Annotated in this window: 21 protein-coding genes; 12 read left to right on the top strand and 9 right to left on the bottom strand. The window is 64.5% G+C overall.

Annotation, left to right across the window (positions count from 1 at the left end; genetic code table 11):
• Positions 1 to 93: 93 nt before the first annotated feature.
• Both G7Y29_RS10520 and G7Y29_RS10515 read left to right on the top strand, forming a co-directional pair.
• Positions 94 to 804 (top strand): hypothetical protein, encoded by a 711-nt coding sequence (locus G7Y29_RS10520; protein ID WP_165003189.1) that lies wholly within the window; start codon positions 94 to 96, stop codon positions 802 to 804.
• Positions 805 to 915: 111 nt separating this feature from the next.
• Complete coding sequence (locus G7Y29_RS10515; protein ID WP_249399760.1) at positions 916 to 2,271, top strand: DUF5129 domain-containing protein; 1,356 nt, start codon at positions 916 to 918, stop codon at positions 2,269 to 2,271.
• On the opposite strand, the gene G7Y29_RS10510 is transcribed toward G7Y29_RS10515, so the two are convergent.
• Positions 2,272 to 3,144 carry an alpha/beta fold hydrolase gene (locus G7Y29_RS10510; RefSeq protein ID WP_165003191.1) on the bottom strand — a complete coding sequence of 291 codons (873 nt, stop codon included), beginning with the start codon at positions 3,142 to 3,144 and terminating at the stop codon, positions 2,272 to 2,274. It lies immediately after the preceding gene.
• Positions 3,145 to 3,452: 308 nt separating this feature from the next.
• Between G7Y29_RS10510 and G7Y29_RS10505 the strand changes: the two genes are divergently transcribed.
• Entirely contained in the window at positions 3,453 to 4,340 is an 888-nt protein-coding gene (locus G7Y29_RS10505; RefSeq protein WP_165003193.1) for a 3-hydroxyacyl-CoA dehydrogenase, read from the top strand.
• Positions 4,341 to 4,462: 122 nt separating this feature from the next.
• Here the strand turns inward: G7Y29_RS10505 and G7Y29_RS10500 are convergent, their stop codons facing one another.
• Positions 4,463 to 5,368, bottom strand: a complete 906-nt coding sequence (locus G7Y29_RS10500) for a hypothetical protein (RefSeq protein WP_196820151.1) — start codon at positions 5,366 to 5,368, stop codon at positions 4,463 to 4,465.
• 190 nt (positions 5,369 to 5,558) lie between these two features.
• On the opposite strand from G7Y29_RS10500, the gene G7Y29_RS10495 reads away from it, so the two are divergent.
• Positions 5,559 to 6,248, top strand: a complete 690-nt coding sequence (locus G7Y29_RS10495) for a CPBP family intramembrane glutamic endopeptidase (protein WP_165003195.1) — start codon at positions 5,559 to 5,561, stop codon at positions 6,246 to 6,248.
• Positions 6,249 to 6,301: 53 nt separating this feature from the next.
• On the opposite strand, the gene G7Y29_RS10490 is transcribed toward G7Y29_RS10495, so the two are convergent.
• Positions 6,302 to 7,093, bottom strand: coding sequence for an SDR family oxidoreductase (locus G7Y29_RS10490; RefSeq protein ID WP_165003197.1), 792 nt, complete (start codon positions 7,091 to 7,093; stop codon positions 6,302 to 6,304).
• Between the two features lie 150 nt (positions 7,094 to 7,243).
• Here G7Y29_RS10490 and G7Y29_RS10485 point away from each other — a divergent pair, with 150 nt between their 5' ends.
• On the top strand, positions 7,244 to 7,546 hold the full coding sequence (locus G7Y29_RS10485) for a Clp protease/crotonase-like domain-containing protein (RefSeq protein WP_165003199.1): 303 nt from the start codon (positions 7,244 to 7,246) through the stop codon (positions 7,544 to 7,546).
• 36 nt (positions 7,547 to 7,582) lie between these two features.
• On the opposite strand, the gene G7Y29_RS10480 is transcribed toward G7Y29_RS10485, so the two are convergent.
• The gene (locus G7Y29_RS10480; RefSeq protein ID WP_165003201.1) at positions 7,583 to 8,227 is read right to left on the bottom strand and encodes a lipocalin family protein; all 645 of its coding nucleotides are present in this window, start codon (positions 8,225 to 8,227) and stop codon (positions 7,583 to 7,585) included.
• 110 nt (positions 8,228 to 8,337) lie between these two features.
• Here G7Y29_RS10480 and leuS point away from each other — a divergent pair, with 110 nt between their 5' ends.
• Positions 8,338 to 11,163, top strand: coding sequence for a leucine--tRNA ligase (gene leuS, locus G7Y29_RS10475; RefSeq protein ID WP_165003203.1), 2,826 nt, complete (start codon positions 8,338 to 8,340; stop codon positions 11,161 to 11,163).
• A 92-nt stretch (positions 11,164 to 11,255) separates the two neighbouring features.
• Complete coding sequence (locus G7Y29_RS10470) at positions 11,256 to 12,389, top strand: DUF2189 domain-containing protein (RefSeq protein WP_165003205.1); 1,134 nt, start codon at positions 11,256 to 11,258, stop codon at positions 12,387 to 12,389.
• On the opposite strand, the gene G7Y29_RS10465 is transcribed toward G7Y29_RS10470, so the two are convergent.
• Entirely contained in the window at positions 12,386 to 13,375 is a 990-nt protein-coding gene (locus tag G7Y29_RS10465) for an acrylyl-CoA reductase family protein (protein ID WP_165003207.1), read from the bottom strand. The genes G7Y29_RS10470 and G7Y29_RS10465 overlap by 4 nt on opposite strands.
• Before the next feature lie 53 nt (positions 13,376 to 13,428).
• Between G7Y29_RS10465 and G7Y29_RS10460 the strand changes: the two genes are divergently transcribed.
• The 3 genes from G7Y29_RS10460 to G7Y29_RS10450 are packed head-to-tail and all read left to right on the top strand — an operon-like array spanning position 13,429 to position 14,626.
• Positions 13,429 to 13,929, top strand: coding sequence for a VanZ family protein (locus tag G7Y29_RS10460; RefSeq protein ID WP_165003208.1), 501 nt, complete (start codon positions 13,429 to 13,431; stop codon positions 13,927 to 13,929).
• 11 nt (positions 13,930 to 13,940) lie between these two features.
• Positions 13,941 to 14,306: a YidH family protein gene (locus G7Y29_RS10455; protein ID WP_165003210.1), complete on the top strand. Its 366-nt coding sequence runs from the start codon at positions 13,941 to 13,943 to the stop codon at positions 14,304 to 14,306.
• Entirely contained in the window at positions 14,303 to 14,626 is a 324-nt protein-coding gene (locus G7Y29_RS10450) for a DUF202 domain-containing protein (RefSeq protein WP_165003212.1), read from the top strand. Before G7Y29_RS10455 ends, G7Y29_RS10450 begins: the two co-directional genes overlap by 4 nt.
• On the opposite strand, the gene G7Y29_RS10445 is transcribed toward G7Y29_RS10450, so the two are convergent.
• A complete protein-coding gene (locus G7Y29_RS10445; protein ID WP_165003214.1) occupies positions 14,606 to 15,910 on the bottom strand; it encodes a plasmid pRiA4b ORF-3 family protein in 1,305 nt (434 codons plus the stop codon). The genes G7Y29_RS10450 and G7Y29_RS10445 overlap by 21 nt on opposite strands.
• 238 nt (positions 15,911 to 16,148) lie before the next feature.
• Here G7Y29_RS10445 and G7Y29_RS10440 point away from each other — a divergent pair, with 238 nt between their 5' ends.
• Together G7Y29_RS10440 and G7Y29_RS10435 are read left to right on the top strand one after the other, a co-directional pair.
• Entirely contained in the window at positions 16,149 to 18,341 is a 2,193-nt protein-coding gene (locus tag G7Y29_RS10440) for a LamG-like jellyroll fold domain-containing protein (protein ID WP_165003216.1), read from the top strand.
• Between the two features lie 321 nt (positions 18,342 to 18,662).
• A complete protein-coding gene (locus G7Y29_RS10435) occupies positions 18,663 to 19,838 on the top strand; it encodes a multidrug effflux MFS transporter (RefSeq protein WP_165003298.1) in 1,176 nt (391 codons plus the stop codon).
• A gap of 6 nt (positions 19,839 to 19,844) precedes the next feature.
• Here the strand turns inward: G7Y29_RS10435 and G7Y29_RS10430 are convergent, their stop codons facing one another.
• The 3 genes from G7Y29_RS10430 to G7Y29_RS10420 are packed head-to-tail and all read right to left on the bottom strand — an operon-like array spanning position 19,845 to position 22,482.
• The gene (locus G7Y29_RS10430) at positions 19,845 to 20,741 is read right to left on the bottom strand and encodes a ribokinase (RefSeq protein WP_165003217.1); all 897 of its coding nucleotides are present in this window, start codon (positions 20,739 to 20,741) and stop codon (positions 19,845 to 19,847) included.
• A gap of 9 nt (positions 20,742 to 20,750) precedes the next feature.
• Positions 20,751 to 21,356, bottom strand: coding sequence for a response regulator (locus tag G7Y29_RS10425; RefSeq protein ID WP_165003219.1), 606 nt, complete (start codon positions 21,354 to 21,356; stop codon positions 20,751 to 20,753).
• Between the two features lies 1 nt (position 21,357).
• Entirely contained in the window at positions 21,358 to 22,482 is a 1,125-nt protein-coding gene (locus G7Y29_RS10420; protein WP_165003221.1) for a sensor histidine kinase, read from the bottom strand.
• Positions 22,483 to 22,494: the final 12 nt, after the last annotated feature.

Below are 22,494 nucleotides of genomic sequence, written 5' to 3'. Positions count from 1 at the left end.
TGCCGAACGATCCGTAGTGGTGGGTGTCCCCTCAATCTACTCCCATGTTTCACGTGAAACATCGCATTCGTACCGGGCGGTATCCTGATAACTATGTCCGCCGAGATCGTCACCACCCACTTCATCGCCCACGACGAAGACCTCGGCATCGCCTACGACATCTGGCGCGAACGTGTGTCAGCCAGTGGCACGGAAATCCTCGCCCTATCACCGCGGCCCCACCCCGTCGAGGACGAGTTCATCTTGTGGGACCTGCGCACCGAAGCTGCCTACGGCAATCTGCGGGACCCCGGTTCAATGAAGCTGTACGAGCTCAACGCGCTCGTCGATTTCAACGGCATTGACCGCGACAACCGCATCGAGATCTTCTTCATGGACGACCCCTTCGCCGCTGCCCGCTTCCCCTCCGCCCTCGGCGGCCTGACCGGCCTAGACACGCGCGACGGCGTGGGCGCTGCGGAGTTGTCTCTGGTCACGGTCGCTTACCTGGGTACCGAGGCCGCGGTCCCCCACGTGCATTCGCTTTTCGACGCCCTGCTCACGCGCTCCCACGTCATCGCTTACCAACCCGGATTGACACGGCTCGAGGGAACGGAGCACTCGGCCCTCGTCGGCCCTTTGTGGCTACGCGACGCCACCTTGAACATCATCGGCAAGGGCGACCAGTTCTTCTCCCCCGGGAAAGAGGCGTGGTCCGGTTGGTTTCTCACGGGCGACTCACTTGACATGGTGGAGGCGAACCTGCCGGAGATGATCGAGCCTGGCACCGTGATCATCGGCCGGGCCGTCGCGGAGCCGTTTTGACCTACACTCCCCGTCATAGACGGGCGTAGGATGCGGGGCATGGCGAGCATGAATCAGATTGGCGCAATCGTAGGCATCACCGCCCTTCTGGGTCTGGGTGCAGGCGGCTAGGTGGCCAGCCAGATCGATGTGCCAGAGCGCGACCAGTTCGCGGTGCAGACAATCGGAGCGCCCCGGGTTGTTATCAACGACCCGCACGATATACTCGCCCCCGGTGACGAGGCGCGCATGCTCGAGAGCGCCGAGCGTCTCAGCGCCCCCTCCACCGTGAAAACCCTCCACTGGATGGTCTTCGACAAGTCCCACGACAACGTTAATGACACCGTCGAGGAGTTTATGCGCGACAACTACCCCGATGAAATCGGCAACGACAAGTTCGCCGACGGGGTGCTGATCATCGGCGCCGGTACCGAACAGCGGCAAGTCTTCTCCTTCGCCGGGGAGGATGTCGCGGACCAGTTGCACCTGCGCGAGGGTGAGCGCCTGGAGAGCGTCAACGACGCGATGAAGCCCGGCATGCGCGACAACAACATCCCCGCCGCCATGTTCGCCGGCGCCAATAAGGCGATGAACGCCCAAGACATTGAAAGTTACGACCACAATTCTGCCGTCGATGACCGGATCGGCGCCAGCGTCGGTGCCGGCATCGGCGCCGGTGGCATAGGTCTAGCCGGCAGTTCGATTGCCGTCGCCGCCGCGAACCGCCGGAAGAAGGCGATCGCGCAGGGACGCGAGGACTACGAGCTGGTGACCCGCGAGTACGCGCAGCTGGGCCAGCGCCTCAACGAGGTAGACGTGCGCGCCAACTCGCTCACGAGTGCTTTCGCCGACAACGAGATGCGCAAGCAGTGGGCCGAGGTCCGCGACCGCTTCCTCGGCATGCACGACACCGTGTCGGGAGCAGGCGGAATCGGCGGCATCGACATGAACGACGACAAGCAGGTCTACTCTCACCGCACCCAGCTTGCGAGCGCCGCCGAATCCATCCGCCATACCTCCAACGCCGAGGACAACATCAACCGCCTTTTCAAGGTGGAGAACGGTGACGCCGCGGCGCGCCGCTCCGACCTCACCGCGATCCGTGAAGATGTCATGCAGGCCCGCCTAGGCGTGACGGATCCGAAGCTGGAAGCCGAGCTCGCCGAGCTGGAGGCCAGAATCAACGAGCTTGACCGCAACCCCGAGGCCCCGGACTTCCTCGACAGGTTCGTGCGCGTGCTCGGTGACTACCGCGCCATCCTCGAGGTGGTGAAGAAGAAGCAGTTCAGCGACGTCAAGGAGCACAACGAGCTGGTGCGCCCCACGATCTACGACACCAACTACTACTACTCCGGTTACGTTCCCTACGTGGCCCTCAACAGCTGGCACACCTCCAACGTGGAGGCGGAGCAGGCGGCGCAGTCGTCGAGCACCAACTCCTCGTTCAGCTCGGGCTTCTCGGGGGCCGGCGGGTCAAGCGGGTACTAATTAATTGTGGTTGAGCAAGGCGAAGTCACCGATCGCTTTGGCAACGTCGGCCGAGTGGCTCAGTGCCGCCCAGTGGTTCGAGTCAATCTCAGTAACCTCTAAATCGTCCGCCCAGCGGCGCATTTCATCGATGTACTCCGGTCTAACGAAGTTATCGCGCGTAAGAACAACCGCTTGAACAGGGCATTGCGCATACCGGTTGCGAGGGGCCACTAGGCGAGGTACCACGTTCGCTCGGTAAAGCTCGACTCCGAAGCGACCGTTCTTGTCTGCATTGGGGTTCAGAGGTATATCGTCGGTGCCTTCGAGATTGCATACCCGTCTCCGCCACTGCTGCGGCGTAGCAAACTTCCAGAACGCCGGTGCAAGAACCGGCAGATGGAATACACCGATATACCAGGACGGCGCTAGCAGCTTCGCCAATTTCAGAGGGCGGGTTGCGAGGCGGCGCACCAAGTGGGCGCCGTGGTCGAGACACGGACCCGAAATCGAGGTAAAGCTCAGGATTCGCCCGCCAAACCCGGGGTCAGTCGCAGCTTCCCACGACTGAATGGATCCCCAATCATGGGCTGCCAGGTGGAATGGTCGGCCGTGGAGAACCTGATCGGCAACGGAAGCAAGGTCGCATTCCAGCTGCGATAAGGGATAGGAGCGCATCGATCGCGGATGAGTGGACTCCCCCGCCCCGCGCACGTCGTACGCAACGACATGGAAACGATGCTCGAGACGCGGAACAACTTTCGCCCACACTGCGTGGTCGTCTGGATATCCATGGATGAGTACGAGGGGTGGATTCGCCGGATCTCCGTAGGTGAAAGCGGCTAACTTCTCGCCGTCGGTAGTGCGGACAATGTGCTGCGTGGGTTTCGGCATCGCGTCTCCTAGCGGGAGGAAAATAAGTCAGCTGCTTTCCAGACTAACGGGCCAGGCCGCGTCTCGCCCGCTTCCGACGCCTGCGCACCATGACATGAGGTCTCCTCGGCACCTTCACCGCCCGGTCACTGCGGTGGAGCTCCAAGAGTTTGCCGCGGTCTTCTACATGCGGTCTCCGTGAGGCGAAGTCTCGGTGGTGTTCCTCGTGGCGACGGCCACGGTGAGCGACGCGGTGGATGGTTGAAAACCACCGCGTTCAGGCTTACCGTTACAGGTGTAAGGATCACCGCAAAAAAAGGAGCTTAACAATGCCCACCATCAAAAACGTGACCGTTCTCGGCGCCGGCGTTCTCGGTGCGCAGATCGCGTTCCAGACTGCCTACAAGGGTTTTGATGTGGTGTCTTGGGACATTAATGACGAGGCTATTGCTGCAGCGAAGGGGCGCTTCGACTCTTTCCAGGAGCGTTACCTCCAAGACGTCGAGGGTTCCTCCGAGCGCAGCATCGCAGCAGCGCGTGAGCGCCTAACGCAGACCTCCGACCTCGAGGCGGCGGTCCGAGACTCCGACCTTGTTATCGAGGCAGTGCCTGAGCGGATTGATATCAAAAACGACGTCTGGTCACGAGTAGGCGCGTCTGCGAAAGAAGGGGCCATCTTCGTGTCCAACTCCTCGACCATGCTGCCGTCCAAGCTTGCGCCGGCTAGCGGGCGCGAGGAAGACTTCCTCAACCTCCATTTCGCGAACAACATTTGGGTTCTCAATATCGCTGAGATCATGCCACACGCGGGGACGCGCCCAGAGTTGGTCGACACTCTTACAGAGTTCGCCGAGCAAATAGGCATGGTTCCGGTTGTGCTGAAGAAAGAAAAGCCAGGTTATATCCTCAATTCGCTTCTCATTCCTCTTCTGCGCGCAGCGCAGGAACTGTGGGCGGAGGGCTACGCAACGATTGAAAACATCGACGCAGATTGGAGGGTGTCGACCGGCGCGCCAATGGGTCCGTTTGAGTTCATGGACATGATTGGCCTGCGCACGATTTACGCTATTGGTACCAACTCCGTAGAAAGCGGCACCGCACCCGAATGGCAGGCGCGATTCCTGCAGACCATCAAGGAGGAGTACTTGGACAAGGGCCGCTTCGGATGGGAGTCGGGTAAAGGTTTTTACGATCTTGCGGGCCCGAAGCGCGCATAGGAGCCCTGCCACAAGCTCGCAGCGGGCCGGCACAGTGGGCACCAATCGTGTGTGTCATCTTCAATGTGGCCGTGCGCTAAGTGTCGATAAGCAACCTGTGCTCGTTCCCGGCGACCCGGGAGTTAACCGGCAAACCGCTCCGCCATCCGCCGCGCCTGGTCCGTGGCACTCTCAATTGCTTGGTGCGCTTGTGCCGCGCTGTGTGCCGCTGCGTCGCTGGAACCGGGGACCGTGCTGATGGCGCCGGCGATGCCGTTCACCGTGGCATGTGCGCCGTGGGCGGCATCGGTGATTGCCTGGTTCGCCGGGGATGGCCCGGGAAGCGTCCCATAACCGCCAGCGAACGCGCCAAGAACATCCCCGGTGAGTTGCGCTGCGGGACCGTAGGTGTGGGCTGACACGCTGAAGTCCGTGCCATACGATGCCGTGGCGTGGATGGTGGACCGGTCGTCCGACCAGCCCCACTTCGTGCCTATTACACCCGGTAAGTGCGAGGTCCCGTAGTCCTGCCGGTACCCGTCGGCCGCAACAGGGGCGGCGGTAGCTAAGGCGGTGAGGATCGGGTCCGCAACGCCGTGGTCGCGCTTGCGCGCTTCCAGGTACCTCGTTGAATCATATGTCGACGTCGTGCTGTAGCCCCAGTGCGGAGCAGCGTGGGTGTCGTGCAACCCGTACTTTCGGCTCGTCGAGTCAATGGAATCGGGGTACCTCTCGTACAGGGCGGATGCAATGCCATCGTCGGACACCTGCAACATCCGAAACGCATCCGCTTTGTCCGCATCGGTGCCGTGGTCGTAGACGTAATCAGCGATGTACAACTTCACAATAGAAAGCCCGGGCCGGGATTCGTGTTCATTCGGAGTGCCCACCGTGTTGCCGGTCGGGGTGTGCGTGAAAGTAATGCTCGTGCGCGGCGCGGTAGTTCCGAAATTGGCCGGGGCAGGTGCCGCCATTGCCGGCGTTTCGATGGTGACGGTAATGACCACCGCGGCGGTGAGGATCACGGGCTTAATAATTCTGCGGAGCATGAGCGCTCCCTCCCAATCGGATCAGTGCTGCTGTCAGGAAACTGACCATAGCTTAATAGCAACGGATTTGATTCGGAGGCCGCTATATTTCTATCGCTTCCGAAGTTACAGCATCGAGGACCCTGCAGTGACACCACGGAGCCGCTTGAAGCGACTCGGGGCCAGCCGTCTAGCACGTCCGGCAAACACGATGACATGGTGGGACCTCGTCGCGCTGACGGCGGTGTTTTTCGGGACATCCATCGTGTCGTCGGTGATGAGGGGTGGCGTTGTCCCTGCTGCGCCTGACTCGCCCGCCAGCGCAGTGTCGGAGTTCACTACAAGGTCGAACTGGAACGCCCTGGTTCAACAGGGTGCCCTCCTCGCCGTCGCTATCACCTACATTTGTGTTCGTCGCGTGAAGCTCGCTCGCTGGACGATGCGGCCGACGCTCAAGGGGACAGTTCTCGGAATCGGGCTGTTCGCGGGGTGCGGCCTGCTGTTCGACGCCGTGTACACCCTTCGCGGCCGCATTACCGGTTCGGGTGGTGTCGCTGCGGTGGTGGGAGAACCTCCCGAGGGGGTGGGTGCGGACCCCTTCTTGCTCGTCTACTCGATGTTTAATGGTTTCTACGAGGAGTTCTTCTTCCTCGCAATCTGCCTCTCCCTCCCGGTGAAATGGCACCGGTGGGCAGTCGCGTACTCGTTTCTCGTGCGAACCTCCTTCCACACGTATCAGGGGGTTTTCAACGCGCTGCTCATCGGTGTTGTTTTCGGTGCGGTTTTCTACGCGGTTGCGCGCCGGTGGCCGCCGCAACGCATATACCCCTTCGTGGTGGCGCATGCCCTCGGTGACATCTTGGGGATTGGCTTGATCGATCTCATTGTTGCAATGCCTTAAAAGCGAAACCGCGGGCCGAAGTGAACCCGCGGCCCGCGACTATTGAGCATTGCTTAGTACATCGCGTGCTGCCCGCCGTCGATCGGGATAACGGTGCCGTTGATGAAACCGGCGTCGTCGGACAGCAGGAAGGCGACGAGCGCGCCAACCTCCTCCGGCTTGCCGAAGCGGTTGGTCGGGTTGGCCTTGACGAATTCCTTGCCAACCTCTTCCCAATTTTCGCCACCCATCTGCTCCAAAGAATGGCGGACCATGTCCGTCATGATCGCGCCGGGTGCGATCGCGTTGATTGAGATGTTGTCCTGCCCGTATTCGCGTGCGGAGTTTCGGGTCAGGCCGACGACCCCGTGCTTAGAGGCCGCGTAACCGGATTGGTTGCCCACGCCGCGAATGCCGCCGACGGATGCGGAGTTGAGCACGCGCCCGTAGCCGCGCTCCTTCATGTGCTTCAGTACTTCCTGCATGCCGAAGAATACGCCGTTGAGGTTGACGCCTATAACGCGGGCGAACTCATCGGAGCCGAACTGGTGGGTGGGGTTCTGCTTGCCCTCAATACCGGCGTTGTTGAAGAAACCGTCAATCTTGCCGAGAACTTCGATCGCCTTAGCGACGTACGCCTTGACCTCAGCCTCCTGAGACACATCGGCCGCGAAGGTTTCAACCTTCACACCGGGGAACGTCTCCTCGAGAGACTTCTTCGCGTTGGCCAAACCCTCCTCATTCATGTCCACGAGGAAGAGGTCGCCACCCTCGGCGGCGATACGCTCGGCAGCCGCAAGCCCCAGGCCCACGGCGCCTCCGGTAATAACGACGGACTTACCGTCAAAACGCTTGCTCAGATCCATGTTTTTACTCCTCAGTCGTATGTCTGGTGCTGACAGGGCCCAGGGTAGTTAGGTATAGAAACATTTCAAGGCGGCCGTGTTCACTCCTCAATCTGGCACAGCTTCACCGGTGCCGGATCCTTCTCCTGTCGCGTCGCTACGCTAGCTTGCATGAACCAGCGCTTTGAAACCAGCAACGTGGACAAGGGGGCGTCGACAAGCGTGCGCCTCACCGTGACCGGGCCCCACCCGCGTGAGGCGGTGATGGAGTGGATGGAGGATCTGCCGGCAGATGAGCTCGGAGTGCGTGGTCGCGACGGATGGATTGTGCAGGAGGTGTCGGCCGACGACGATACGGCGGTGGTGGATATCACCGCGGCCGGGGAGGCCCTGTGTAAAGGAGCGGACGAAGCCTTCGACGTACTCGACGCGTTGGGGTGCGAGCTCGCCTGGGAGGAGCGGCCGCAGGAATAGCGGCGCAGGTGGCTGGTGGGAAGCGGGCTACAACATCTACAGCACACAGAGGGGGACGACGTCGCCCCGCCCGCCTGTCATGGGCACGGTAAGGAACGCGCAGGGCCACCAGCCGCGGGATTCCACCGTGCTGCGGGCCAGCTTCCACTGCTCCGGCGTGAGTCCCGGAGTGCGTGAGAGGACGAACCCGGAGGCGCGGTACGGGTCGCCGACGATGGCCAGCGAGTAGTCGTCGGCAAGATACGTCACGCGGTAGTTGACCGGGCCGTTCGGGTCTTGGAAGGGCACGCCGGGGAAGTTGACGCGCAGGGAGGCGTCGCCACGCACTGTGGCCGCCCCCTCGATTGCGGACCCCGGCCCAACCAAGGTGCCGCACGAGTTGCGCACTGATATGGTCGTCGCGTCCACCACCGCGTAGTCCGCTTTGGTGTCATACGCGCACTGCAAAGTGAACGGCTGCGGCACGGCCGCGACCTGGTACCAAGTTCCGGCGTAGCGCTCGAGGTCCACCGGCGCGGGGTGCTCCGGGAGCTCGCCGCCGGGAACCGGCAGCCCCTCCGGGACAATCTGGGAAGACGCGCCGGCGATGCGGCCGCCGTCGAAAACGTCCTGAGCTGAAGCTGCCGGGGCGGCCATGGTGGCAAGCACCGCGGCAGTGAGGATGGTGAGCATATGTCGCATGGGGGTCCTTCCGGATTGAACGGTCGAATAATAAGGTAGCCGAAACTTCCTCCCGCGCGCATTCCCTCGTTCTGAAGCCGTGTCGTACCCACCTACTACACTGTGTAGCCATGACTACTGCGAGCGAGGGACCTGCGTACCGCTACACCGCCGGCCTGGCAAACGAGATCGAAAAGAAGTGGCAGGGCTACTGGCGCGACAACGGCACCTTCGAAGCGCCCAACCCCGTCGGTGACCTAGCCACGGGTGCGCAGCTGCCCGGGGACAAGCTCAACGTCCAGGACATGTTCCCCTACCCCTCCGGCGCCGGCCTGCATGTGGGCCACCCGCTCGGTTACATCGCCACGGACGTCTTCGCCCGCTACAACCGAATGCTGGGCAAGAACGTGCTTCATACCCTCGGTTACGACGCGTTCGGACTGCCCGCGGAGCAGTACGCGATCCAGACGGGTACCCACCCGCGCAAGACCACCGAGGCGAACATCGAGAACATGACCCGCCAGCTCGACGCGCTGGGCCTGGGGCACGACCGCCGCCGCGCCGTGGCCACGACGGACCCGGACTTCTACCGCTGGACGCAGTGGATTTTCCTGCAGATCTACAACGCGTGGTTCGACGAGGAGCAGCAGAAAGCCCGCCCGATCGAGGACCTCGTGCGCGATCTGATGACGGGTGCCCGCCTGACCAAGGACGGCCGCAACTTCGGCGACCTGACCACGGCCGAGAAGCACGCCGCGATCGACGAGTTCCGCCTCGTGTACCTCTCCGACTCCATGGTCAACTGGTGCCCGGGCCTGGGCACAGTGCTGGCCAACGAGGAGGTCACCGCGGACGGCCGCTCGGAGCGCGGCAACTTCCCCGTCTTCCGCAAGCGCCTGCGCCAGTGGATGATGCGGATCACCGCCTATTCGGACCGCCTCCTCGACGATCTCGAGCTGCTCGACTGGCCCGAAAAGGTCAAGTCCATGCAGCGCAACTGGATCGGCCGCTCCCGCGGTGCGCAGGTGGCGTTCACCTCCGACGCCGGTGCGATCGAGGTCTTCACCACCCGCCCGGACACGCTCTTCGGCGCGAGCTACGTGGTGCTCGCGCCTGAGCACGAGCTTGTCGACGTCTTGACCGCCGCCCAGTACGAAGACAACGTCAACCCCGCCTGGACGAACGGCGAGGCGACGCCCGCGGAGGCCGTCGCCGCCTACAAGCGCACCATCGCTGCGAAGTCCGACGTGGAGCGCCAGGAGAACAAGGAAAAGACCGGTGTCTTTCTCGGCTCCTACGCCGTCAACCCGGTCAACGGGCACAAGGTGCCCATCTTTATCGCCGATTACGTGCTCACCGGCTACGGCACCGGCGCCATCATGGCTGTGCCCGCGCACGACGAGCGCGACTACGAGTTCGCAACCGTCTTCGGGCTGCCGATTGTGCCGGTGCTGGAGTCCGACGTGTCAGAGGAGGCGTTCACCGGTGACGCCCCGCACGTCAACTCCGCTAACGAGGCGGGTCTCAACCTTGACGGGATGGGCAAGGACGACGCGATTGAGGCGTCGATAGGCTGGCTCGTTGCGAACGGCGCCGGCGAGGAGAAGATCCAGTACAAGCTGCGCGACTGGCTCTTCGCGCGCCAGCGCTACTGGGGTGAGCCCTTCCCCATCGTCTACGACGAGAACGGTCAGGCGCATTCGCTGCCCGAGGACATGCTGCCCGTCGAGCTGCCGCAGGTGGAGGACTACAACCCGGTTTCCTTCGACCCCGACGACGCGGACTCCGAGCCTGCTCCCCCGCTGGCCAAGGCGACCGACTGGCTCACCGTCACCCTCGACCTCGGCGACGGTGAGAAGACCTACACGCGCGACACCAACGTCATGCCGCAGTGGGCAGGTTCTTCCTGGTACCAGCTGCGCTACGTCGACCCGACCAACCAGGACGAGTTCTGCGCGCTGGAGAACGAGCGGTACTGGACCGGCCCGCGCAGCGAGAACGACCCGGGTGGCGTCGACCTCTACGTCGGAGGTGTCGAGCATGCCGTGCTGCATCTGCTCTACGCCCGCTTCTGGCACAAGGTGCTGTTCGACCTCGGTTTTGTCACCTCTCGTGAGCCCTACCGCCGCCTGTACAACCAGGGTTACATCCAGGCCTACGCCTACACCGACTCCCGCGGCGTGTACGTTCCCGCGGCCGAGGTGAAGGAGCGCGACGGGAAGTTCTTCTACCAGGGTGAAGAGGTGAACCAGGAGTACGGCAAGATGGGCAAGTCCCTCAAGAACGCCGTCGCCCCGGATGAGATCGGCCGCGACTACGGCGCCGACACACTGCGCGTTTACGAGATGTCCATGGGCCCCCTCGACACTTCCCGCCCCTGGGCCACCAAGGATGTTGTCGGCGCGCACCGCTTCCTCCAGCGCCTGTGGCGCCTCGTGGTCGACGAGGAGACGGGCGAGCTGCGCGCCACCGACATAGAGCTGACCTCCGAGGACGCAAAGGCGCTGCACCGCACCATCGCGGGGGTGCGGGAGGATTACGAGAACCTGCGCGACAACACCGTCGTGGCCAAGCTCATCGAGTACGTAAACTACCTGACCAAGACCCATTCCGGCCCAGTCCCCCGCGCCGCCGTGGTTCCGCTCGTGCAGATGGTTTCTCCGCTCGCCCCGCATATCGCCGACGAACTGTGGTCGCGCCTCGGCCACGAGGGCACCGTCACCTTCGAGCCGTTCCCCGAGTTCGACGAGACACTGCTTGTCGACGACACCGTCGAGGTCCCGGTGCAGATCAACGGCAAGGTCAAGGCCCGAGTGCAGGTGCCCACCGACGCCGACCAGGGCGCGATGGAGCAGGCCGCGCTTGCCGACGCCCGGGTGGCCGAACTCCTCGAGGGCAAAAACGTGGTCAAGACCATCGTCGTTCCGGGCCGCATGGTGAACCTGGTCGTGAAGTAACCCCCGGGCCGGGCCCAAGTGCGTCGATTCGTGGCACTGGTATTCTCTTACCGTCACGACAAGCACTTGTTTCACGACGAAAGGCTCAATCGATGTCAACCGCATACCCCGGCGGACCCGATCCGCGGGACAACAACCACCCTGAGAACTTCGGCGAAGGAACGTATGGTCAGGGCACCTACGGCACCCCGGACGCTGCGAACCAGACTCCCAACTACGGATACAACGGCTACGGGTCCGATCAGCCCGGCGGAAACAGCGGCTACAGCGGTTACGATGCCTTCGACGTGAACGCCGCGGCGGCGGGTCACGGCGCGACTCAGTTCCACGGCACCACGCTTGTTGACGGCACCTACGGCGACGGAGTGCAGCCCCACCCGGTCAACAACCCTGACGCCAACGGCTGGCATCACGTCAAGGGCACCGGCAAGATGAACCCGCTGGAGGCGTGGGGCTTCGGCTTCAAGCAGACCTTCGCCAACTGGCAGACCTGGATCGTGATCGGTCTCATTGCCGCGCTGGTGCCGGCGCTCGTCAGTCTCGTCCTGCCACTGCTCGGCAGCTTCCTGCAGATCGTCCTGCTCTTCCTCTACCCGTTCGCGTACTCGTTCGCGCTCCTGCAAACTCTGTCGCGCCGCTGGAAGTTCGATGGCATGAAAGCGCCCGCGTACGGACCGACCTTGGGGATGATGGTGCTGCTCGGCGCGGTCGCGTTTGTGATTCTCCTTGTCCTCGTTCTCATCTCTGCCCTGTTTTTCGCTGGCTCGATCGCGAAAGTCGTAGACACGTTGGACCCGGTCCAGATTGAGAACGACCCGGAGGCGCTCCTTCCGATCCTGGGCCCGGTCCTGGGCATGCTTGGTCTGACCTTCCTGGCAATGCTGCTTATCGCACCGCTGTTCATGTTCCAGACGTGGTACGCGGCGGACAACGCCACAACGTTCGGCAACGCTTTTTCCGAGGGCTTCAAGGCGGGCACCCGCAACTACGGCCGGATTCTCGTGTTTTCCCTGATCTCCGGCGCGCTGCTCGTTGGAGCAGGACTAGTGACGGCCCTCGTTGCAGTTGCGACCTCAATGGCCCCCGATCTGCAAACGGCTCTCATTCCGTTCGCATTCTCGGTGGTGACCACGATAATTACCCCGGCCAGCATCCTTGCCATGGCCTATGCCTACCGCCAGGTCTCGGGAGGCCCGGTTCCGACCGAGCCCCAGGCAGCGCTCTAAAGCGTGACGACGGTGCGCCCGTGATGCGCGCCGTCCAGAAGTTTCGCGCCCACCTCGAGCACTCCGTTCAGATCCACGGTGGAGGTGTAGGAGCGGAGTAGATCCAGATCAACGGCCTGTGCGAGGAGGTCCCACGCCTCCTCGCGCAGGTCGTTCGGCGCATCCACGGAGTTGATGCCCACGAGGTGCACGCCGCGGAGGATGAACGGGAGAACGGAGGCCGGCAGATCGTTGCCGGCGGCCATGCCGCAGGCGGTGACCACTCCGCCCCACCCAAGCTGGGCGATGACGTTGGCCAGGACAGTGGAACCGACGGTGTCGATCGCACCCGCGTAACGCGACTTCTGCAGCGGCTTGCCGGCCTCGGTGAAATCGGCGCGGTCAACGATCTCCTCGGCGCCGAGCTCGCTGAGGTAACCGCGGTACTCGTCGACGCGGCCCGTCATCGCATGCACCTCGTAACCACGCGCGGCGAGGATCTGCACCGCGACGGAACCCACCCCGCCGGTTGCACCCGTCACCAGCACGGGTCCGTGGACCTCGCCGTTGGGGTAGATCTCCTGCGAGCTGGCCTCCACGGCGCGCTCGAAACCGGCCACCGACAAGGCGGCGGTGTAGCCGGCGGTACCGAGGGCTGCGGCCGTGGGGGCGTCGAAAAGCGAAGGGACGGCGTTGACGTGGGCGGCGTCGATCCGCATGCGCGGGGTGTAACCGCCGTGGCGGCGCTCACCGATGCCCCATCCGTTGACCGTGACCAGCGTGCCCGGCGCAAGAGTGGGTGATTCGATGACGGTGCCCACGGCGTCGATGCCCGGCACCATGTTCACATCGCGCAGGATTCCTTTGATCCCCCCGAGCGCCATCGCGTCCTTGTAGTTCACCGAAGAGTGCGTGACCTCAATCAAGGTGTCGCCGTCCCCAGCGAACTCCTCGCGCGTTTCGACAATCTCGGGGCCATGTTCCGTCACCAGCAAAGTCTGTTTCATACTCCCAGCCTACGTCCACCGCAGGGTCAGGTGGAGGCGCTACGGTGTGAGAAATGATTGACACGACCCGCCGCGCGACTCCGCCAGCGCTCGCCGCTGTGGCGTGGTTGCTGGTTATCGCCGTTGTCGTCCTTTACACAATGGGCAAGGCGTACGTGGAGGTCGGTGACCTGTGGAATAGCGCCGTCCAGGCACGACGGGAGATCCGCATCGTCCCCTTCGACGAGTTTTGGAACCCGTCCATCTGGTACGGGCCGTGGCTCAACCTGTTCGGTAACCTCGGGCTTTTCCTGCCCGTCGGCTTCTTGGCGGGCAATCCCAGGCGCGGCGCGTTGATTGGTGTCGCCTTGAGTTTGTGTATCGAGATCACCCAGTTCGTCTTCGCGGCCGGTTACTCGGACGTCGACGACCTGATCTTCAACACCGCGGGGGCGGCGCTCGGCGGGTTGGCGGCGGTTGCGCTTGGGTTGCGGGACCGGATGACAGCGACCTGGGTTATTGCCGCCGGTGCGGTCGTCATCATCGTCCCGTTCGTCGCCGCGATGCTGGTCTAGACTGGGCCACCATGAGCGAGCAACGCGGATGGTTCACCGAGGCCGTTTTTCCCGACGGTGACGAACCGGACCCGCGCTTCACCCTCGCCAACGAGCGTACGTTCCTTGCCTGGACGCGCACCGCGCTCGCGTTTTTGGCCGGAGGCATCGCGCTGGAGGCGTTCCAAATCCCCGGTATCCCGCCGGGTCTGCGTACCGTCGCGGCCGCGGTGGTGATCCTGCTCGGAATGGCGATCTCCCTCGGGGCGGCGCTGCGCTGGGTGCGCGTGGAGCGCGCGATGCGCCGCGGTGATCCGCTGCCCGCGCCCGCCATCATCCCGGCCCTCGGCATCGGCATCTTCATCGCGTCCGCCGTGGTGTTCATGGGGCTGCTGTGAGCATCCCGGTATCCGACGCGGGGCTGCAACCCGAGCGAACCGCATTGAGCTGGACCCGCACCGCACTGGCGATGATGGTGTGCTCCGTTACGCTCCTGCGCTGGTCCGATCCGTACCCGGACATCGTGTTCTCCGCGATCATCCTCCTGGCGGCTCTTTCGATCGCGCTTATCCTGGTCAACCGGCGCACCTACCGCACCGAGGCGGTGGAGCTCTCTCGCGAGTACGCCTCCCCCAACGTGCTTGGCGTGGGGTTGATGACGTTGATGCTCACGCTGCTCGGCGGTATTGGACTCCTGCTACTGCTCATCCAGGCCTAGCATCCGCTCGATGAGCAAATAGCCGCCGTGGGTGACGTAGAACCCGGGTGGGCGCTCCGACTCCTCCACGACGCGCAGCGCCTCCAGCAGTTTGTACGTGCCCGGCAGGTCGGCCGGGACGCTCTGCGGGCCGGATTCGATGATGTCGTTCTCTTTGGCGACCCACCGCACCATGGCGCGCCACTCCTGGGTGCCCAGGGTGTGCTCGAAACCGCGGCGCAGGGCGTCGTTAAGCTCGTCGAGGTTTGCGCTGCCCTCCAGCAGAAGCTCGCCGTACTCCCCGAGTCGGACGGTGCCGTCGCTGTCCACCAGCAGGCCGGCCGCGGTGAGAATTGACCGTGTGGTGGTCAGCAGCGGCAGCGAGGCCTCGCGGGGCCGCTTCTGGGGTATGTCGTAGCCCAGTTCGCGGCCTACGGCGCGCACAACGCGAGACGGCAGATTCCCGCTTGCCGTGAGCTTGACGGGCTGGGCAAAATGCCCGAGGACAGCCACAATCGTGTCGTGGACGAAGTCGGGGTAGAGCGGCGCCGGCGCGGGATCCCCGAGCTTTTCCTCGAAGAAGCCGGCCATGGCGGCAAGCAGCGCCGGGTTGTGCTCCGGGTTCGGGTCCAGCGCCATGATTTCCATCAGGTCCGGGCGGGAATCCAGGAAGTCCTCGAACTCGGCGGCGAACTGGGGAGCGCGGGGATCCTCGTCCATGTGGCTCGCCGAATCTATCATCAGGTCCTCCGCGACGAAGCTGATGCGCTCCGCCACGGTCACCGGGTCCGCCTGAGTGAGGCGCTGCAGTAGGCGCTCGGGGCTCATCACGGGCAGGAAGCTGAGCAAAAGCGGGGCCACCTCCATATTCGGGTCCAGGCCGGCGGCGATGCGGCGCGCTTCGATGTGGAACTTGCACATCAGCGACGGGCCGTTGCAGGCTTCGACAACGTCGGGCCCGTGGGCGTCGATAAGCAGCGGCGTCGGGCCGTCGAGCCGCGAGGTGCCCAGAACCTCGACGTGAATGTTCCAATTCGCCGAGGGGTCGTACACATAGGTCATCGGCTGCATCGCGGCGACCGTGGTGTCCGACTCGGCGCGCTCTCCCTCGCTGGGGTTGCTAGTGATGACCTCCCGGGCTCCGTTGCCTGTGGTCATGTACATGTGGCTCTCACCGCCGGAGAACCCGAACGCGGCATCGATGACGTGCGACAGCGCCCCCAGGTGCATGGAATCCTCCACGTTGACCAGGCGGGAGATGACGGGTTGGGAGCCTTCGATTGTCATCAGCAGCGAGACGATCATGGTTGCTAACAATACTGGTCGTACGGAGTTGCGCTGGGTGGCGAAGGGCGGTTGTGGAATGAGGTGTGCACGGGGCCCCGCTGCCCCGGCAAACTGGGAGTTTGTGGGCGTGTGCACTTTTATTCGGATTGTTTCTACCTTTCACCTGCGGTTCATATAGGAGAAACCTGGAAGTCTTATCGTTTCCTGCGGCACCGGCGCCCCGGTCCGTTCCCACTCATCACGTGAAGGAAGATTTATGCGCAAGAAGATCTCCGCCGCTCTCACCCTGGCCCTCGTCACCCCGCTGACGCCGTTGGCATTCACCCCGGCCAACGCCCAGGACCTCGGCTCCCGCTTCACCCTCGGCGTGCTGCCGGATACCCAGTTCTACTCCCGCTACGGCACGGAGGCCGCCGGTGACATCTTCAACGACCGCTACGGGTCCAACCCCTTCAACGTGCAGACACAGTTCCTCGCCGACCATCAGGGCGAGCTGAACACCGAGTTTGTCACCCACCTCGGTGACTTGGTGGATCAGGCGAAGGTGCGTGAGAGCTGGGACGTCGCATCCGGCGCCATGAAGAACCTGGAGGACGCGCAGCTGGACTACTCGGTTCTGCCCGGCAACCACGATTACTACGTGTTCGAGGACGGCAAGTCCGCGTTCGAGTCCTACTTCCCCGAGTCGCGGGCGGGGCAGAACGAGACCTTCGGCGGCCGCTTCCAGGCCCCGGGCATCTACGGAGGTGAAGCCAACCAACCCGTCGACTCCGAGTACCATATTTTCGAGGCCGAGGGCCAGAAGTACCTTGTCCTGGCACTGGGCTGGCGCGCCAACGATGCCACCCTCGAGTGGGCGCAGAGCATTATCGACGCCAACCCGACGCTGCCGGTCATCCTCACCGCGCACGAGATTTCCAACATTGATGGCTCCGGCAACGTGTTCTTCTCCGAGTCCTACGGCGAGCACCTTTGGGATGACTTCATCCGCGAGAACGACCAGATCTTCCTCACCATCTCCGGTCACCACCACGGAGCCGGTTACCACCTGAGCACGAACGACGCCGGCCACCAGGTGATCAACATCCTGCAGGACTACCAGATGGCCTACCTGGGCGGCAACGGCCTGACCGGCATGCTCCAGTTCGACCTGACCGGCAACAAGCTGGATATGACAGCGTTCTCCCCGTGGGTGCAGGGCAAGGACTACGACCAGCTGACCCGCTTCGACCACCTCATGCCAGAAGGCTCCGGTGACTCCTACTCCGTGCCGATCGACTTCGCTGAGCGCTTCAACGGTTTCAACGACTCCTGGACGATTGGGGACGCCAACGACCCCGACTACACCGCCCGCCTGAAGGATATCGTCACCGAGGGTTATGTGCCGTTCACCGTCGAAAAGGGTGACCTGCCTGAGTCCACCACCGACTACCCGGTCGTCGAGGGCACCGCTGTGCACTGGCGCCCGGGCCACGCGACCTTCCAGGGCAAGGGGTTCGAGGACGGCGACGAGGTCCCCGTCGGGTCGGTGATTCCGGACGTCGCATTCGGCCAGGACATGACCCGCGTGCCGCTAACCCCGGGCACGTCGGACGAGTCCATCACCTACTCCACCGACAAACACGATCTGTCCTCCGACAAGGGTTCGCTGAAGTGGAACAAGGCCGTCAGCGAACAGGCAGTCTCGTACTTCGAGACCGCCGCCGGTGCCCCGATCAACTCCGAGAACTTCGAAAACGGTTACACAGTCGAGGCCTTCCTCAAGCTCGACGAGGATTTCAACCCTGATGTGCACGGCTGGTCCAATGCGCTGATCCGCGACGCCTCCGGTACCGACGCTGGTAAGGAAGCCGGCATCGACGACGGCGACCCGGCCCAGATGCTCGGCGTATCCAGCCTGACTGAGCTGCGCTGGTGGGCGCTCGGTGACAATTACGAGGGGCATTCCAACTGGAGTCACGAGGTCCCCAAGGGCCAATGGATGCACGTTGCCGTGGTCAACGACCCGGAGGACAAGTCCGTGACCATGTACGTTGACGGCGCCCCGATCCTGCGCGACGGCTACGGCCCGCAGGGCATGGCCGGCGACGGCTTCAAGTGGCTGCTCGGCACCTCGGCGTGGGAGGGCCACGAGGAGGACGGCTGGTACGGCAACATCGGTGAGATCCGGATGGTTGACCACCCAATCGGCCCGGACCAGTGGTTGACCGCCCGCGGCGCCGATCACGGGAAGGCATCGTCCCAGGGTGGCAGCACCGCTGCGGGTGGTTCCTCCAAGGCGGGCAGCAGCATTGCTTCCTTCGGCGGTGGCATCATCGTCGGCGTCATCGGCGCAATCGCGGCTGTCGGCGCGATCGTTGCCAAGCTCGGTGGCGCGATCGGCGGTGCGCTGAGCCCGATCATCAACCAGATCACGGCCCAGCTGCGCGCGCTCCTTCCGACGCGGTAATTGGCCGCGGCTCAGTAAAGCAACTGGCCGCACCTAGCCTGCACCGCGCGCTTTGCCGTGCTCAGTTTGCGGTGCTCAGTTTGCAGTGCTCAGTTTGCAGTGCTCAACGAATGACTGGGCGTGCGCAGTCACCTGGACTTTTGTGCGTCGAAAAAGCTAAATTGAGCACCCCAAACCGAGCATCTACTCCCCCGGCCCCCACGCCCGCGTACCCAATCACCGGGCGCGAGGCGAAACGGCGCACCGTCATCGCGCGCGGCTCACCCGGCCGACATTTTGCCACCCCCCATCCAGAGGGGTACAGATGAACCGGTGAATACCATGACCGGCGGCCTGCTCGTCGCCCTCGCCCTGCTAACCGCCGCCGGTCCGTTCGGCATCGACATGTACCTGCCGGGGCTGCCCACCCTGCAGGCGGACCTGGGCACCACACCGGTGATGGCGCAGCTGACCATCACGGGTTTCGTGCTCGGCATGGCGGTGGGCAATCTGCTGTTCGGTGCGCTGTCCGACAGCACGGGACGCAAACGCCCGATCCTGATCGGCTCGGTGTTCTTCCTCGCGGCGTCGGTGCTGTGCGCCGTCGCCCCGTCGATCGAGCTGCTCATCGCCGCGCGTTTCATCCAGGGCCTTGCCGGCGGGTCGACGATGGTGGTCGCCCGCGCGGTGATCCCCGATGTCGCCCGCGGCCGCGAGGCGGCGAAGCTGTTCTCCGCGCTCATGGCGATCACCGGATTCGCGCCCGCCATCGCCCCGGTCGTCGGTGGCGTCTTGCTGCCGGCCGGCGGGTGGCGCGGTGTTTTCTGGGCGCTCGTGGCGCTCAACATCGCGCAGATCGCGGTCGCCACCTTCTTCCTTCCCGAGACGCTCCCGCCCGAGCGCCGCTCCGGCAACGCACTGCGTGGCCTGTTCCCCCGCATCGCGCGCTGCCTGGCGCGCCCCGCGTTCATCGGTTACATGCTGGCCTCGGGCCTGGGTTTCGGTGCGCTGTTCTCCTACATCGCGGCCTCCCCGCTGGTTCTGCAGAGCCAGCTCGGGGTTTCACCGACGACGTACTCGTTGATCTTCGGTTCCATGGCGCTTCTCATTCCGCTCTCCAACGCGGCGAACATGCGGCTGGTCTCGAGCGTCCATCCGCGCCGGGCCCTCATAGGGGCTTTGATTATGGACGCCCTCGCCGGCGCCACCCTCGTCCTCCAAGCGCTCACCGGCCCGATCCTGGTGCTGGCGGTGCCCACGCTCGCCCTGCTCTCGCTCATGGCAGGGGGCATCATGGCCAACGCCACGGCGCTGGGTGTGGAAGTCGTCCGCGACATCGGCGCGGGCGCCGGCAGCGGTGCGATGGGGTTCTTCCAGTTCCTCGTCGCCGGCTCCGTCCCGCCGCTGGTTGCGCTGGGGACGAACCCGATGCTGGCGATGGCCACCTCGATTGTGGTGTGCGCGGGTGTGGCGCTGACCGGCTTGCTGACGCTCACGCGCCAGCCTGCTGAAGGTTAGAGAGGGTTAGGGAAGCACGTCAGCGCTGGTCGGGTACGAGGCCTGCGCTCCGCGCCGGGTTGCCGCAAATGCGCCGACGCGCGCTGCGTACGTCGCGGCGCTGACGAGCGGATCGCCCTCAGCGAGGCGGTGGACCAGCCCGCCGACGAAGGCGTCGCCGGCTCCCGTGGAGTCCACTGCTTCGACGGCCGGGGTGGGGATCGGGGTCACGGCGTCACTCTCGGCGACGACTGCCCCGCGTGCGCCGCGGGTGAGAACAACGGAGGTGAAACCCAGCTCGCGCAGAGCAAGGGCCATCTCCTCCTCGGACCGCGGGACCGTGGGCGCGCCTAATTGAGTCAGAATCAATCCCGCCTCGTGTTCGTTCGCCACCAGCGGATCGGCCCGCAACAAGTCGGCGGCCGGCACGTCGACGACGGGGGCTAGGTTGACCACGACGCGCCCCGTCGCCAGGTGAACCGCCTGCGAGAAACCGGAAACGGGGATCTCGCCCTGCAGCAGGACGATGTCCGCACGCTCCACCGCCTCGCGCCGGTCCGCGACGAAGCTGCCGTCGACGGCCGAGTTCGCGCCGCCGATCACAATGATGGTGTTCTCCCCGTCGTCCGAGACGGTGATCACCGCCAGACCGGTCGACCCCTCCACCACCCCGAGGGAGCTGAGATCCGCCCCCGAGGAACGCAGGTGCTCCAGCGCTGGCTCGGTGTACGCGTCGGTCCCCACCGCGCCAATCATCCGCACCACCGCGCCCAAGTTGGCAGCAGCAACGGCCTGGTTAGCACCCTTGCCCCCGGCGGAGATGCCACCGTCGCGGCCGAGGAGCGTCTCCCCTGGCAGCGGATGGCGGTCGACGAGAACGAACAGGTCCGCGTTGATGGAGCCGACGACGGTGATGGAAGCCATGGGAAAAGCCTAAATGATGCGGCGCTCGCGAGCCTTATCGACGGCCGCCGTCCGGTTGTCCACACCTAACTTTGCGTAGATGTGGATCAGGTGGGTCTTCACGGTCGCCTCGGAGATGAACAGGGAGCCCGCAATCTCGCGATTCGACGCTCCCGTCTGCAGCGCCTGGAGGATCTCGATCTCGCGCGCCGACAGCGCCTGGTCGGGATGCATCACGCGCTCCGCCAGCACGCCCGCCACCTGCGGCGAGAGCGCCCGCTGCCCTCCGGCCGCGGAGACGACAGCGGCGTGCAGCTCCGCTTCCGGCGCGTCCTTGAGCATGTAGCCCAGCGCCCCCGCCTCGACGGCTGCGAGCACGTTGGCCTGAGTGTCGTAGGTGGTCAGGATCAGCACGGGCGGGCCTCCGGCGGCGACGAGGCGGCGGGTGACTTCGATGCCGTCGACCTCGGGCATCTGGATGTCGGAGACGACTAGGTCAACCCCGTCAGGCATCGTGTCAATGGCGGCGCCCGAGGAGCCTTCGGCGACAACGTGAACGTCACCAAACGAGTCCAGTACGGCGCGTAAGCCGGCGCGGACGATGGGGTGGTCGTCGATAAGCATTACTTGGATCATGTCAGCGCTCCTTGATGGGCAGGGTGGCGGCGAGCACGTTGCCCTCGACGGTCAGCTCGCCCCCGGCCTCGGCGACGCGGGAGCGCAGTCCACGCAGGCCGAAACCCTCCTCACCGGTAATGCCGCGGCCGTTGTCGAAGACGTCGACGGTCGCCTGATCCCCCAGCTTATCGACGGTCACCACAGCACGCGTCGCCCCCGCGTGGCGCACGATGTTGCTCAGACCCTCTCGCACGACGCGCTCAGCGACACCGGCGGCGGGTTCGGGGAGGTCGACGACGCTGACGCGGACTTCTAATGGGGTGCCCAGGGCGCGCTGCCGTTCCTCCGCCGCGTGGGCGAGGCGCTCCACCCGCGCGGGCAGTGGTTCGAGGGGGCCGGTCTCACCTGCGACGATGCGCCGCGCCTCGGCAAGGTTGTCTGCCGCCGTCGAGCGAATGGTGGTGAGCGTCTCACGGGCTTGGGCGGGGTTGTCGAGCTGCTGGTCCAGCTGCTTGTCTAGGGCGCGACCGAGCAAAACGATGGAGCTCAGACCCTGTGCGATGGTGTCGTGCACCTCCCGCGACATGCGCGAGCGTTCGGCGGAAACGCCCGCCTCGTGCTCGGCGGCGGCCAGTTCCATCTGCGCCGCCTGCAGGTCCACTACGAGCTGTTTGTAGTGTTCCGCCTCGGCGCGCAGCGCGCGGTAGGAGTAGAAGATCAGGAGCGCCATGGCGGTACCGATAGTCGGCCCGACCAGCCCGCCTACCCCGCTCTCCGGTCCCGTGACCGTGAGGGTGAATGCGAGAACAGCGGCGGAGAGCACCAAACCCGGGCCTACTGGAAGCAGGTAGCTGACGAGGATGACAAGCGGGAACTCCAGCCACACGAAGGTGGGCGAGACCAGCGCCATCACCACCCACAGCGCGGCAGTCACCGCCAGCCACAGGTACGCCACCGCCGGGGTGTAGGGCTTGCCCTCGTTGTGGTAGACCGTGCCCGCGAGGTACACCACCGCGAAGAGTGCGCCCAGGCACAGTGCGGCGACGTTGCCGCGCGCGCTGACCATGCCGACGGCGAGCAGAACCGCGACGAGCACGTGCAGGCTGACGCGGAGAAAGACGAGGATCCGGTTGGTGTTGCTCACGGGGTTCAAGGG

The organism is Corynebacterium qintianiae, assembly GCF_011038645.2.
Classification (GTDB): Bacteria; Actinomycetota; Actinomycetes; order Mycobacteriales; family Mycobacteriaceae; genus Corynebacterium; species Corynebacterium qintianiae.
Note: the sequence above shows the minus strand (reverse complement) of the source record. Positions and strands in the feature narration are given on the sequence as shown.